At 70.0% G+C, this 13,155-nt stretch carries 10 protein-coding genes; 8 read left to right on the top strand and 2 right to left on the bottom strand.

Translation table 11 applies throughout. From position 1 onward, the window contains the following. Positions 1–85: 85 nt before the first annotated feature. The 6 genes from KYK13_RS01990 (at position 86) to KYK13_RS01965 (ending at position 6,108) form a co-directional block, all read left to right on the top strand. On the top strand, positions 86–604 hold the full coding sequence (locus KYK13_RS01990; RefSeq protein ID WP_223641474.1) for a pyridoxamine 5'-phosphate oxidase family protein: 519 nt from the start codon (positions 86–88) through the stop codon (positions 602–604). 429 nt (positions 605–1,033) lie between these two features. Further along, positions 1,034–2,368 carry an inositol-3-phosphate synthase gene (locus KYK13_RS01985; RefSeq protein ID WP_223646472.1) on the top strand — a complete coding sequence of 445 codons (1,335 nt, stop codon included), beginning with the start codon at positions 1,034–1,036 and terminating at the stop codon, positions 2,366–2,368. After that, positions 2,346–3,281: a phosphatase PAP2 family protein gene (locus tag KYK13_RS01980; RefSeq protein WP_223641472.1), complete on the top strand. Its 936-nt coding sequence runs from the start codon at positions 2,346–2,348 to the stop codon at positions 3,279–3,281. Before KYK13_RS01985 ends, KYK13_RS01980 begins: the two co-directional genes overlap by 23 nt. Further along, positions 3,274–4,518, top strand: coding sequence for a GtrA family protein (locus tag KYK13_RS01975; RefSeq protein ID WP_223641470.1), 1,245 nt, complete (start codon positions 3,274–3,276; stop codon positions 4,516–4,518). Before KYK13_RS01980 ends, KYK13_RS01975 begins: the two co-directional genes overlap by 8 nt. Further along, positions 4,508–5,506: a hypothetical protein gene (locus tag KYK13_RS01970; RefSeq protein WP_223641468.1), complete on the top strand. Its 999-nt coding sequence runs from the start codon at positions 4,508–4,510 to the stop codon at positions 5,504–5,506. The genes KYK13_RS01975 and KYK13_RS01970 overlap by 11 nt, the downstream gene beginning before the upstream one ends. 20 nt (positions 5,507–5,526) lie before the next feature. Continuing rightward, the gene (locus KYK13_RS01965) at positions 5,527–6,108 is read left to right on the top strand and encodes a phosphatase (protein WP_223641466.1); all 582 of its coding nucleotides are present in this window, start codon (positions 5,527–5,529) and stop codon (positions 6,106–6,108) included. A 30-nt stretch (positions 6,109–6,138) separates the two neighbouring features. On the opposite strand, the gene KYK13_RS01960 is transcribed toward KYK13_RS01965, so the two are convergent. Beyond that, complete coding sequence (locus KYK13_RS01960; RefSeq protein ID WP_223641464.1) at positions 6,139–6,726, bottom strand: sterol desaturase family protein; 588 nt, start codon at positions 6,724–6,726, stop codon at positions 6,139–6,141. Between the two features lie 138 nt (positions 6,727–6,864). After that, complete coding sequence (locus KYK13_RS01955; protein WP_223641462.1) at positions 6,865–9,348, bottom strand: RND family transporter; 2,484 nt, start codon at positions 9,346–9,348, stop codon at positions 6,865–6,867. Between the two features lie 432 nt (positions 9,349–9,780). Between KYK13_RS01955 and KYK13_RS01950 the strand changes: the two genes are divergently transcribed. Together KYK13_RS01950 and KYK13_RS01945 are read left to right on the top strand one after the other, a co-directional pair. Further along, the gene (locus KYK13_RS01950; protein ID WP_223641460.1) at positions 9,781–12,306 is read left to right on the top strand and encodes an RND family transporter; all 2,526 of its coding nucleotides are present in this window, start codon (positions 9,781–9,783) and stop codon (positions 12,304–12,306) included. Positions 12,307–12,357: 51 nt separating this feature from the next. Continuing rightward, entirely contained in the window at positions 12,358–13,089 is a 732-nt protein-coding gene (locus KYK13_RS01945; protein WP_223641458.1) for a hypothetical protein, read from the top strand. The last annotated feature ends 66 nt before the right edge of the window (positions 13,090–13,155 follow it).

Below are 13,155 nucleotides of genomic sequence, written 5' to 3'. Positions count from 1 at the left end.
GGCTGCCCTGGCGCCGACCCGGCCGCCCCCCCGGTGTTCGCTGCCTGACCGCTGCCTACCTTCAACCCCCAAGGGAGGCGAGGACATGACGACGACGAAGAGTCCGCAGGACGTGGTGGAGCACCTGGGCAAGCTCATCCACGGCATCAAGGTCGCGATGATGACGACCGTGGACACCGACGGCAGCCTGCGCAGCCGGCCCATGTGGACCTACGACAAGAACTTCGACGGAGAGCTCTGGTTCTTCACCCACGACCACACCCAGAAGGTGGACGAGGTGCAGAAGGACCACTCCGTCAACCTCGCCTACTCCGACCCGGCGAGGGACCGCTACGTGTCCGTCAGCGGCCGCTGCCACCTGGTCCACGACAAGGCCAAGGCCAGGGAGCTGTGGAACCCCTCCCTCAAGGCCTGGTTCCCGCAGGGACTGGATGATCCACACCTCGCCCTCCTGCGCGTCTCCGTGGAGAAGGCCGAGTACTGGGATACGCCCAACAGCAAGATGGTCCAGCTGGTCGGCTTCGTGAAAGCCGTCCTCACCGGCGATACGTACCGCCCGGGCGACAACCAGAAGCTCGACAAGGGCGCCGCCCGGCACAATTGATCGCGAAACCGGCGGAAGGCCGCCGGAAACCCGGCGGTTCTCACCTTCTCAAAACCTGACATACGTGTCAGGGTGTGTGCGAAAGCAGAGCAAGCGCAGAGCCGTACCACCCCGGCCCACCCGGCAGGCGCTCCGAGGACGCCCGCCGCGGTGGGTGAGGCCTTTGCCCCCGGGTTTGCTGTTTCTCTGACAGCGCCGTTCGTCCTGGCTTGTAGCGCGCCCCGGCCCGAGTCATGCAGCCGGCCGCCGCCGTGGTACGAGCCGGGACCGCCCTCACATCACGTTGAAGTGACAGACGGTTTAGAGTATCAACCATCCGCTTTCGAGATTTTCCACCTTCCGTCCGGCAGCCTGCCGGCGCCGGATGGACGGACTCGGAGACGCTCATTGGGCGGAGCGATTTCCCGCCTTTTCGAAGGAATCAGGATGATGGAGAACAAGAAGAAGGTCGCGAAGCCCGAGGGCAAGCTGGCGGTGCTCATCCCGGGCCTGGGCGCGGTGTCCACCACGCTGATGGCGGGTGTGGAGCTGGCGCGGCAGGGCAAGGGCGCCCCCATCGGCTCGCTCACGCAGATGGGCACGGCCCGTCTGGGCAAGCGCACCGACGGCCGCACCGTGAAGCTCAACGAGCTGGTGCCGCTGGCCACGCTCGACGACGTCGTCTTTGGCGCGTGGGACATCATCAGCGAGGACGCCTACCAGGTGGCCGTGCGCTCGGGTGTGCTGACCGACAAGCACCTGGAGCAGGTGAAGCCCTTCCTCCAGGGCATCAAGCCGAAGCCGGGCGTGCACGACCCCGAGTTCGTGCGCCGCATCGCGGCAAACCACATCAAGTCCACCAAGACGCACCGCGAGAGCATTGACGCGCTGCGCCAGGACATCCGGGACTTCAAGAAGGAGCTCAACGCCAAGCGCGCCGTGATGGTGGTGTGCAGCAGCGTGGAGACCTTCCGGCCGCTGCCGGAGGCCTTCCAGACGCTGGCCAACTTCGAGAAGGCGCTGGACGCGAACAGCCCGGACATCAACCCCACGGCGCTCTACACCTACGCGGCCATCAAGGAAGGCGTGCCGTTCGCCAACGGGACGCCGAACGCGGCCGTGGACACGCCCGCGCTGCAGGAGCTGGCCAAGCTGGAGGGCGTGCCCGTCGCGGGCCGTGACCTCAAGAGCGGCCAGACGATGATGAAGACGGTCATCGCGCCCGCGCTCAAGGCGCGCATGCTGGGCCTGGAGGGCTGGTTCTCCACCAACATCCTGGGCAACCGGGATGGCGAGGTGCTGGATGATCCGCAGGCCTTCAAGGCCAAGGAAGTGACCAAGTCGAGCGTGCTCGACACCATCCTGCAGCCGGACCTGTACCCGGAGCTGTACAACAAGTACTCGCACAAGGTGTCGATCCACTACTACCCGCCCCGCGGCGACGCGAAGGAGGGCTGGGACAACATCGACATCACCGGGTGGCTGGGCTACCCGATGCAGATCAAGGTCAACTTCCTCTGCCGCGACTCCATCCTGGCGGCGCCGCTCGTCCTGGACATCGCGCTGTTCATGGACCTGGCCAAGCGGCTGGAGTGGCGGGGCATCCAGGAGTGGATGTCCTTCTACTTCAAGAGCCCCATGGCCCACCCGGGCCTGCCGGTGGAGCACGACCTGTTCATCCAGCTGACCAAGCTGAAGAACACGCTGCGCGTCGTCGCGGGCGAAGAGCCCATCACGCATCTGGGGATGGACTACTACGGGGATGACCTCCCGCTCTCCCGCTAAGAACGACACCGCGTTCAAGTGGCTCGTCACCCTCATGGCGACGGGCCACCTCGCGATGGTTGTCGCCACCGGGCGGGTCCGGTGGGAACACGCCGCGGCGGACCTGCTGCTGGTGGTGCTGGCCTGGGCCGGCGCCGGCCCGCGGCGGTTCCTCCGCGGTGCGTTTCCGCTGTGGCTCACCGGGATGATCCTGGACAGCCAGTCGCTGTGGCTGGGGGTGCGCGGCACCATCCACACCGGCGACCTGTTCAACCTCGAGAAGACGCTGTTCCCCGCCCCGGGAGGGGTGAACTGGCCCGAATGGTGGTCGCACCACCCCAACACGCCGTTGGACCTGCTGTGCGGCTTCGCCTACGCGGCCTACATCTACGAGGTGTTCCTGGTGGCGCTCCTGTTCTTCTTCAAGAAGGACGCGCGCTTCGAACAGCTCTGCTGGGCCTTCTTCCTGGTGAACGCCATTGGCGTCGTGACGTACGTCCTCTACCCCGCGGCGCCCCCCTGGTACGTCCTGAAGTACGGGCCGGGACTCGCGAACCTGGCGGCGCCACCCAGTCCGGCGGGCACGGCGCGCTTCGATGCCTTCTTCGGCATCCACTATTTCGCGAACTTCTACGGCCGCAACCCCAACGTGTTCGGCGCCATGCCGTCGCTGCACGCGGCCTACCCGCTGATGATGGTGCTCGTGCTCTGGCACAAGGGCCCCGCGTGGCGGGTGGGGACGGGCTTGTTCGCGCTGCTCGTGGCTTTTTCCGCCGTGTACCTCACGCACCACTACATCCTCGACGTGCTCGCGGGCATGACCGCGGCGGTCGTGGCCTACGTCGTCGTGAGGGCTGTCTTCGCTAGACGGGCCGTGGATGCGCCAGGAGTGGCGCCCATGACCCTGCCGTCTGGAGGGAATACCCGTGCATGACCACATCCTGGCCTGGCTGAGTGGAGACCTGTCCCCCTCGGCACGCATCTGGACCGCACTGGCGCCCGCGCTCCTCGCGGTCGCCTACTTCCTCGTGGGCCTGGTGCTGTTCTGCATCCGCTGCGCCATCAAGGGCATCCCCCGGGACGCGGAGACGCTGACGCGCGGCAAGTCGGTGCTGGTGGGCTTCTTCCTGCGCCACTACTTCTTCTGGGTCATCCAGCCCCTGTGGGCAGTGCTGTTGCGCTCGGGGCTGCCGGCCAACGCGCTGTCCATGCTGTCCGGCCTGCTGGGCGTGTCCTCCGGCGTGGCGGTGGCGGCGGGCCGCTTCGCGCTGGGCGGCTGGCTGTTCCTCTTCGCGGGCGTGCTGGACGTGATGGACGGCCGCGTGGCGCGCACCCGCAAGGAGGCCAACCCCGCGGGCGCGGCGCTGGACTCCGTGCTGGACCGCTACGTGGACTCCGCCATCCTGATGGGCCTGGCCTGGTACTACCGGGACACCTGGGTGCTGCTGCCCGCGCTGGGGGCGCTGATGGGCTCCTCGCTGGTGCCGTACGTGCGCGCCAAGGGCGAGGGCCTGGGCGTGAGCGTGCGTGACGGCGCGATGCAGCGGCTGGAGCGGGTGCTGTTCCTGGGCGTGGGCACGGCGCTGTCGCCCATCCTGGAGGCGCTGTTCTGGCCGGAGCAGAAGCACCCCATGCACTGGCTGGCGGTGGCGGGCCTGGTGTTCGTGGCCATCCTGAGCAACGTCACGGCGGTGTCGCGCTTCCGCACGCTGGTGCGGGCCCTGACGCCCAAGAAGCCGGTGCAGCCGCGCTCGGGCATGGCGCTGTTCGGCTTCAACGCGGCGGCGGGCGCCATCGCCACGGCGGTGGACTTCGTGGCGGTGCTGGGCATGGTGGAGTGGGGAGGCCTCTCCCCGGTGTGGGCCACGGTGGCCGGCTGCGTGCTGGGCGGCGTGGTGAACTACACCCTCAACCGGGTCATCACCTTCCGCAGCCAGGGCGCGGTGGCGCCGCAGCTGGCGCGCTACACGCTGGTGAGCGCGACGAGCGCGCTGCTCAACGCGGGCGGCGTGGCGCTGCTCACGCTGCACCCGCAGCTGGCGTACACGCTGGGCTGGTGGATGGTGCGCGGGGTGGTCTACTTCGCGTGGAACCTGCCGCTGCAGCGCGACTACGTCTTCAACGACCACTCCTCGGACGAGCTCATGGAGCAGCGGCCCCATGCGGCGTGACACGCTCGCCCGCGGCTTGAGGGCCCTGCTGCTGGGGGCCCTGCTTTCGCTTCCGGGGGTGGCGGCGGCGGGTGGTGGCGTGCTGAAGCTGTCGTACGACTCCAACGACCGGTACGGAGAGAGCTTCACCTTCGTGGCGGACACGGACGACGGCACCTACGTGACGGTGAACCTGTCGGTGACGAACATCGGCCCGGGGTCGCGCACGGGCATCTGCCGCGCCACGGTGCTGCGGCCCGGCAAGCGCGCCTGGGCGCCGCAGAAGCGCATGGGGGCGAATGACTGGAGCTACAACCCCGCCCAGGACCAGCTGACGATGGGCGCCTGCTTCGCCCGGGCCACGGACACGGGCCTGACGGTGGACGCGCCGCTGGACAACGGCCGGGTGCAGCTGGAGTACGCGCGCAAGCCGGCGCCGTGGTCGCCGGAGGGCTCCGTGGTGGAGAGCGGCAAGGACCGCTACCGCCACGAGGTCGTGCTGGCGGGCAGCCCCGTGACGGTGAAGCTCCGCGTGCCCGCGGAAGAGGGCGTGACGCTGAAGGGCGGCGGGTACGTGGACCACTCGCGCAGCACGGTGGCGCCGGCGAAGGTGGCGAAGCGCTGGGTGCGCTTCCGCGCGCTGAAGGGGCCGCCGTACGCGGTGGTGCTGGGCCGCGAGGGGCAGAGCGGAGACTACGCGCCGGTGTACCTCTGGGAGGACAAGGGGGACGCGCGGCTGTTGGAGTCCTTCGCCCTCACGCAGACGGGGACGAAGGACAAGAGCACCTGGCGGGCGGAGTTCACCGACCGCGACGGCAAGCCCGCGCTGACGCTCAAGGGGACGTCCCTGCTCCAGCGCAGCGCGCCGGTGGAGTCGCTGGGCGTGCTGGGCGGGCTGGTGCGACCGATGGTGGGCTCGCCGGTGACGTACCTGCTGCGGGGCGTGATGGAGCGCCCGGGCAAGGCGCCGGTGGACGGGTTGATGGAAGTGACGTTGGAAGGCGAGTAGCCGCCCGGGAGTTCCTCAGCGTGAGCGAGTCGTTGCTGCGGTCGGTGCATCACGTCCCCGGGGTCCGGGGGTTCGTGCGCAAGCAGGTGCTGCGGGTGGTGGCGCGCGGGGTGGAGTGGACCACCAAGCTGCCCGGCCAGCGCGCCCTCAACGTGTCCCAGGTGAACCCGTGGCTGCACGTGGGCGGCAGCGTGTCCCGCGCGCGCTACGGCGAGCTGAAGGCCCGGGGCATCACCTGCGTCATCGACCTGCGCGCGGAGCGCTGTGACGACCGCGAGGCGCTGGCGGCGCTGGGCATCGAGCTCTTGAGCCTGCCGGTGACGGACCGCCATCCGCCGTCCGTGGAGCAGCTGTCGCAGGGCGTGCGCTGGGCGCTGCCCCGGCTGGACGCGGGCGGCGTGCTGTACGCGCACTGCGAGCACGGCGTGGGGCGCGGGCCGCTGATGGGGCTGGCGGTGATGGTGGCGCGCGGCTGGGACGCGCCGGAGGCGTACCGGGCGGTGCGCCACGCGCGCTGGCAGGCGACGCTCAACGACCGTCAGCTGCGCGGCCTGGCGGACTTCGTGGCCGCGTGGACGGGCGTGCCGGACAAGGCCGCTTGAGGAGCGGGGGCCTGCCCCGCCCCACGCGCCTCACCTCGTCCTGTCGCGCCGGCCGTCGCTCCCCATCAAGCGGTCCATCCACCGGTTGCTGATGCCGAAGTTGCGATCCGGCGTCGCGAAGTGGTGCGCCATGTGGTGCGCGCGCAGCTTCCTGCCCCAGGCCGTGCGCGGCGCATGCGCGTGCGTGGCCCAGTGGATGCAGTCGTACGCCACATAGCCCCAGACGATGCCCACGAAGTACGGGAGCATCTGCGCCGGGCGGCCCACGCACCACAGCATGCCGCCGATGAGGGCCACGACGGGGGCGCTCGCCCCCAGCGGCATCACCAGGCGCATGGGGTCGTCCGGGTACTTGTGGTGGTAGCCGTGCACCACCTCGTGCAGCCGCCGGGTGAACGGCCCCCTGCCCTCCCAATGAAAGACATACCGGTGGATGCAGTACTCCATCACCACCCATGTCAGCAGGCCGAGCGGCACGAACACCGCGCTCGTCCCCAGCGTCGTCCTTCTCGCGTGCAGGCCCCACCCGAGCAGGCCCAGCGTGAGCGGGCCGTAGAAGAGGAACGGCACCGCGGGGTGGAGCTTCGAGCAGGCCTCGAGAAAGGCATTCTCGAACATCGGCCCGGACTGATACCTGAAGTATGAGCGTCCCATACTGGACGAAGGTGGGGATGGAGGGCGCCGGACGCACCAACAGAAAGGCCCCGGCGGGAGGAGCCGGGGCCTTCTTGTCCGCACGGATGCGGCTGTCGCTCGTCAGCTCTCGGCGGGGTGCTCGGCGCCGTCGCCGCCCGCCGGGGTGGGCGTGGCGCTGTGCTTGTGGCGCCAGCGGTCCACCAGCAGGAGGAGCGCCGGGAAGCCCACCAGCACGATGACCATGTTCACCGCGAAGCCCAGGTTGGCCAGGTCACCAATGGAGTTGAGGCCCGGGTGCTTGGCGAACACCAGCGCCAGGAAGCCGATGGCGCTCGTCAGCAGGCCGCCCGCGATGGCCCGCCCCGTCTCCGCGTAGACGCTCACGAAGTCCGAGCCCGGCTCGCCCAGCCGTTCAATCAGGTGCACGCCCGCGTCCACCGTCGTCCCGATGAGCACCGGGATGACGACGATGTTCAGGTAGTTGAACTGCAGGCCCAGGATGGCCATCAGGCCCACCAGCGCCGCGACGGACAGGAGCGTGGGCAGCATGCAGATGACCGCGTTGCGCAAGGAGCCCAGCGTCAGCCACATGGCCAAAAAGACGCTGAGCACCGCGGCCACCAGGATGCGCGGGCCCTCGGACGCCACCATGTCCAGGATGTCCGCCAGGATGAGCGCCTCGCCCGCCGCGGACACCTCGCTGCCGTCCGGCATCTGGAGGTTGCGGACCTCCTTGGTGAAGCGCCGCGTGCCCGCGCCGTCCGACAGGCTCACGTTCGCGTAGACGAGCACCACGCCGCCCTTCTGGCCGGCCGCCGGCTCGAACTGGCGGCGCAGGCTCACCGGCAGGTCATCCCGCGTGAAGGGCTTCGCGCCCGTCATCTTCACCGCGCGCACCAGGTCCTCGCGCTGGGCCTTGTCCACGCGCGCCGGGTCGATGCGCTGGAGCTTCTGGTGGATGGACTGGAGCAGCGCGTGCTTCTCCTCCTGCTGCCGCGGCACCAGGTCCTCCAGCGCGCCCACGAAGTCGATGGTGGAGTCCTTGCCGTACTTCTCCTTGCGCGCCTGGAGCTGCTTCACGACCTCGCGCTCCATGTCCTCCGTGTCCGTCAGCACCACCACCGGCGTCGCTGAATAGCCCAGGATGTGGTCGATGCGGCGGTCCAGCCGCACGCTCGGCAGCGTCACGTCATCCAGCTTCGTGGAGTCGTAGTTGAAGGTCACCCGGTACGCCTGGCTGATGAGCCCCACCAGCGCCACGCCGATGACCAGCGCCACCGCGCGGTAGCGCCGCGGCAGGAAGCGCGCCAGGAGCGCCATGGGCCCGGACTGGGACTGGTGCTCGCGCGGCACCCAGCCAAAGCGCGACACCAGCCCCAAGAGCGCCGGCAGGATGAGCAGGTACGACGCCACGCTCACCATCATGCCCACGGCGGCGATGACGCCGAACTCGTGGAACGCCCTGAACTCAGACCACGACAGGCTGAGGAACGTGAGCGCCGCCACCAGGGCGGAGATGAGCGCGGAGAAGCCCGTGTGCCGGAACGTCTCCCGCACCGCCTCCTCCGACGTCATGCCCTCCGTGCGCAGCGCGCCCCACCGGCCCAGCAGGTGGATGCCGTGCTCCACGCCCAGGCCGCCCAGCACCGCCGCGAGGAAGCCCGTGAGCAGGTTCACCTGCCCGTACGCGATGCCCACGAAGCCGTAGGTCCACGCGAGGCCCGCGACCACCGGCGCCATGGTGAGGCCCACGGACAGCGCGCTGCGGAAGTGGAAGATGAGGTAGCCCAGCAGCAGCACCAGCGCCAGCGTGGACGCGCGCGCCAGGTCATTGGTGATGACCTCCTGCTGGTCGATCTTCTTCTTGAACGTGCCGGTGATCTCCGTGTGGAAGCCGGGGCCGTACTTCGACAGGTCCTGCTTCGCGAGGAAGTCCTCCACCTGGGAGATGACCTCCTTGGAGTAGCCCAGGTCCGCGGAGGAGCCCTTGGCCTTGAGCAGCATCACCACCATGCGCTCCTGCGGATCCAGGTAGTACAGGCCGCCCTGCCCCGCGAGCCGCATGTTCGCGCCGCCGGTGTACTTCTTCTGGATGTCGCTGAAGTCCAGCGACGGGGCCGGCTCGTCCTCCAGCCGCACGAAGAGCGGGTTGGCCTGCTCCTTCTCCCACGCGAAGCGCGCGTCGATGCGCTGCTCGATGGTCTTCAGGTCGTCCAGGTCCACGTAGTAGAGGCCGTGCTCCTCGAAGAACTGGCTGGGCCGCTGCGCGTTGACGAAGCGGATCTCCGGCAGCGTCCCCAGCCTCGGCGCCAGGTCATCCACGAACTGCTTGAGCTGCTCGGGCTCCGCGCCGATGCCGGCCACCACCACGTTGCCCTGGCCCCCGAAGCGCGTGCGCAGCTTGTCCAGGTCCTTCACGGACTGGAACGACTTGGGCAGCAGGTGCGCCAGGTCCGCGTTGAGGCGCAGGTCGCGCGCGAAGAAGGTGCCCAGGCCCGTGAGGACCAGCGTCAAGAACAGCGCCACCCAGGGCTTCTGGTGGCTGCGGGCCGCCAACGAGCCCATCGCCGCCTCGAACCGACCGGACCACCGCGTCTCACTCATGGATGTGACTTCCTGCTGAAAGCCCGCGCCGAGGCGGCGGGGACAACCTTGAGCCCGAACGAACCAGGACGCTCACGCGTATATGCCCCGGACCATCGTGCGTCCAGGCATCGGGCCAGGGCTCTGCTGGCCGCATGCCTGGACCTGGGAACAAGGGGAGCATGAACAAAGCCCGCCATGTATGCCGCCCCGGCATGGGGCACGCCAGGGGAACCGCCGCGCCCTGAAGCTTTGAGGCATTTTGCCCCAGCCCCTGTCATCACCGGGGAGCGGGCGGGCCACCACTCGCGCCGTGATGCCTCCGGTCCGCGGAATGGCCAGCGTTTGCTTCGACACGGGCCCTGCCAGGAGGCAGGCGCCGCTTGGAGGGGATGCGGCCGCGTGCCCCGGTCCGGCCGGTGCCGGCTCCCGGAGCGCGGACGCCCACGGTCGATGGCCTCGAACCCGACTTCATCCGCGGAGCGCGGCTGGATGGACCGCGTGGAGCGCACGATGGGTGCGCTGGCCGCGCACAACCACCGCCGTCCCATCACCGCGCTCGTCTGCGCGGTGGTGCTGTCCGTCCTGGGCCTGCTGTCCGCCCGGCACCTGTCCCTCAACGCGAACCTGGCGGACCTGTTGCCCCCTTCGTTCGAAAGCGTGCAGGCGCTGCACACGCTGGAGGAGCGCTTCGGCGCCCAGGGATGGGTGGTGGTGGTGGGCGAGGGCGGGGACCCGGCGCAGCTCCAGCGGTTCGCGGAGGACCTGGCGCCGAAGCTGGAGGCGCTGCCGGGCATCCGCTACGTGGAGATCACCCGCCCCAGCAGCTTCTTCCGCAGCCACGCGCTCTACTTCCTGTCGCCCGAGGACCTGAAGGAGGTGGAGCGCCGCATCGACGCGCGCCTGCGCTGGGAGCGGCAGCGCGCCAACCCGCTCTTCGTGTCGCTGGAGGATGAGCCGGCCCCGTCGCTGGACTTCTCCGACCTGGAGCGGAAGTACGGCGGCGGCGCGGTGACGCGCCTCTCCGGCCACCCCAGCGACTACTACCTGGATCCCGCCGCGCGCCGCGTGGTGGTGCTGGCCAGGCCGGCGACGTCGTCCGCGGACCTCACCTTCTCGACGAAGATCATCGGCGAGGTCCAGGGCGTGCTGAAGCAGCAGGACCTGTCGAAGTACGGGCCCGGCTTCCACACGGAGCTCACCGGCTCGTTCCAGAAGAAGATGGATCAACAGGCGCAGATCACCCGCGACGTGGCGGTGGCCTCGACGGTGGCGTCGGTGCTGGTGCTGCTCTACCTCCTCCTGCACTTCCGGAGCCTGCTCCCGGTGGGGATGGTGCTGGCGCCGGTGGGCGCGGGCCTCGCGTGGACCTACGGCCTGGTGGGCGTGGCGTACGGCAGGGTGAACCTGCTCACGGCCTTCCTGGGCGCCATCCTGGGCGGCCTGGGCGTGGAGCACGGCATCCACCTGTTGGGCCGCTATCTCATCCTGCGCGGGGAGGGGCAGCCCTCCGAGGAGGCCACGCGCGAGTCGTTCACGCACACGGGTGGCTCGGCGGTGGTGTCCGCGCTGGTGGCGGCGCTCACCTTCTTCGTGCTGGGCTCCTCCCAGCTGCGGGCGTTCCGCGAGTTCGGCGTCATCGCGGGGGTGGGCATGCTGGTGCTCATCGTCGCGTACGTGCTGGTGCTGCCCGCGGCGCTGGGGCTGGCATCGCGCCACGGCTGGAAGCCGCGCGCGTCCTCCACGGAGGCGACGGAGGCCCCCCTGGGCCGCGTCATCACCCACCGCAGGGGGCTGCTCACCGCCGTGTCCGCGCTCGTCGTGCTGGGCCTGCTCACGCAGCTGCCGCGCGTGCGGTTCGACTACAACATCGGCTCGTTGCAGGACCAGCGCCTGGACTCGTTCGTCCTGGACCGCGCCGTCAACCAGCTCATCGGCTACTCGCAGGTCCCGCTCGTGGTGCTCACGCGCTCCCGCGACGAGGAGGCGGCGGTCGTCCGGGAGCTCCAGGCGCGCAAGCAGCAGCGGGGCGCGGACTCCACCGTGGACTTCGTCGCGGCGCTCGCGACGCTCGTGCCGGAGCGGCAGCAGGAGAAGCAGGCCATCCTGAAGGACATCGGGGAGCTGCTGGAGGACGTGCCCGACGGACAGCTCACGCCCGAGCACCGCCAGCAGTTGGAGGAGCTGCGCAGGCAGGTGGCGGCGCGGCCCTTCACCGTGGCGGACCTGCCCTCCAGCGTGCGCCAGCAGTTCGAGGGGCGCGGCGGCCCGGGCACCGGCTTCGTGCTGGTGTACCCGTCCGCGGATCAGTCCAACGGCCAGGCCATGCGCCGGCTGGCGAAGGAGGTCCGCGGGGTGAAGCTGCCGGATGGCCGGCCCGCGATCGTCGCCGGCGAGGCGATGGTGCAGGCGGACATCTTCAACCTGGTGTCGCACGAGGCGCCGTTCATCCTGCTGGGCTCGACGCTCGCGGTGCTGCTGGCCATGTGGCTGACGCTGGGCGGGCTGCGCACCGCGCTCTTGTGCCTGATGCCCACGGTGGTGTCGCTCTTCGCGCTCCTGGGGCTGATGCCCCTGCTGCGCATGGAGTTCAACTACCTCAACATCCTGGTCATCCCGGTGCTCATCGGGACGACGGTGGACGCGGGCGTGCACCTGATTGAACGGCTGCGCGAGCCGGGCAGCGACTTCGTGCGGGTGTACTCGGAGACGGGCAAGGCCATCTGCGGCGGCCTGATGACCAGCGTGGTGGGCTTTGGCGCGCTGCTGCTCGCGGACCACCCCGGGCTCAACTCGATTGGCGCCCTGGCGAACGTGGGGTTCGGGATGAACCTGCTCATCATGCTGGTGGGCTTCCCGGCCTTGCTGCTGGTGCTCTCCGAGCGCAAGCGGCGCCACCGTGCGGTTCCCCCGCGCCTCCGGGGTGAGCAACTCATCGGGAAGGGCCCGGGTCCCCAGCGGCCCACGCCCACCCATTAGTCGGGCCGTGGCGCCGTCCGCCCGGCCCCACACCGGCAAGGAGAGGGGACGATGTCTCAGCAATGGATCTGGATGAGCGTGGCGGCGGGCACCCTGGCGCTGGGCTCCGCGAGCGCGCAGGTGGATCCGAACGCCGCGAGCGCCATCACCACGAGCCAGCCGAACCCGGGGGCTCCCGCGGGCACGCCCGCCCCCATGGGAGGCGCGTTGGACAACCAGGTGACGCAGCCCCTGGGTGACACCACCAGCGTGGGCGCGGGCGGCAGCGGCACGAGCACGGGCGCGGTGATTCCGCAGCCGTACGGCACCCAGCCGGACGTCTCCCTCACCTCGCCAGAAACCACCGCGCCGCCGAGTCCCGGCAATGCCACCACCGTGACGGGCGGCGGCACGGTGGTCGCCCCGGGCAGCGCCACCACCGTGACAGGCGAGGGCGCGGTGCTGGCTCCCGGCACCAGCTCCACCGTGGCGGGTTCCACGGGCTCCACCGCCACCTCGGGCGCGCTGCTGCCGCCCGCCACCACCACGCCCGGCGCCAACCTGCCGGGCGCCTCCAACAGCACCGTCACACCGGGGACTCCGACGGGCACGATGTCCAACCAGGGCGCGGTGCTGCCCCCGGCCACCGGCCTCACGCCTCCGTCCATCACGGGCAGCGCCCAGCCCTCCACGCCCATCACGGGCGGCTCCCAGGGCAACCCGCTGTCGCCGGACAACAACACGTCCAGCAACTCCGTGACGCCGCTCGGTGGCGGCAACGTGACCCAACCCCCGAGTCCCTGAGTCCCGCGGAGCCATGCTCGCTGGCTCGCACTCCGAGCCAACAGGCCTGACGACGGGCGGACAAGC

The sequence above is a fragment of the Corallococcus sp. EGB genome (assembly GCF_019968905.1).
GTDB lineage: Bacteria > Myxococcota > Myxococcia > Myxococcales > Myxococcaceae > Corallococcus.
Note: the sequence above shows the minus strand (reverse complement) of the source record. Positions and strands in the feature narration are given on the sequence as shown.

Bases quoted from the DNA above. Each gene is read 5' to 3' on its own strand.
- KYK13_RS01990 (WP_223641474.1), top strand. From the start codon at position 86: ATGACGACGACGAAGAGTCCGCAGGACGTGGTGGAGCACCTGGGCAAG.
- KYK13_RS01985 (WP_223646472.1), top strand. From the start codon at position 1,034: ATGGAGAACAAGAAGAAGGTCGCGAAGCCCGAGGGCAAGCTGGCGGTG.
- KYK13_RS01980 (WP_223641472.1), top strand. From the start codon at position 2,346: ATGACCTCCCGCTCTCCCGCTAAGAACGACACCGCGTTCAAGTGGCTC.
- KYK13_RS01970 (WP_223641468.1), top strand. From the start codon at position 4,508: ATGCGGCGTGACACGCTCGCCCGCGGCTTGAGGGCCCTGCTGCTGGGG.
- KYK13_RS01960 (WP_223641464.1), bottom strand. From the start codon at position 6,726: ATGTTCGAGAATGCCTTTCTCGAGGCCTGCTCGAAGCTCCACCCCGCG.
- KYK13_RS01955 (WP_223641462.1), bottom strand. From the start codon at position 9,348: ATGAGTGAGACGCGGTGGTCCGGTCGGTTCGAGGCGGCGATGGGCTCG.
- KYK13_RS01950 (WP_223641460.1), top strand. From the start codon at position 9,781: ATGGCCTCGAACCCGACTTCATCCGCGGAGCGCGGCTGGATGGACCGC.
- KYK13_RS01945 (WP_223641458.1), top strand. From the start codon at position 12,358: ATGTCTCAGCAATGGATCTGGATGAGCGTGGCGGCGGGCACCCTGGCG.